Genomic DNA, 247 nt, shown 5'->3' with positions numbered 1-247 from the left:
CGTCACCCTGAAACTCGACAACGGCTCGACCATCACCATCAAGGCCGGCGAAACCGTCGGCACCGTGACTGTTGATGCACCAACTGATGACGTGTTCATCGACAAGAGCACCCAGACCTTCAAAATCACCGACGCCACTGGCGGTAACTTCGAGAAACTGGAAGTCGCGGGCGACGGCGCAACCACCACCATCAACGACACCATCGACAAGGTGGATGTGGTCCTGACAGCCACCACCACCGTGGGC

1 protein-coding gene is annotated in these 247 nt (G+C 58.7%); it reads left to right on the top strand.

The genetic code is table 11. The annotated features are described in order from the left end of the window. On the top strand, positions 1-247 hold a 247-nt coding region (locus tag GIR22_RS26080), incomplete at both ends, for an immunoglobulin-like domain-containing protein (RefSeq protein WP_178122477.1).

This window comes from Pseudomonas karstica (assembly GCF_009707515.1).
Classification (GTDB): domain Bacteria; phylum Pseudomonadota; class Gammaproteobacteria; order Pseudomonadales; family Pseudomonadaceae; genus Aquipseudomonas; species Aquipseudomonas karstica.
This window is presented reverse-complemented; position numbering and strand designations above follow the sequence as displayed.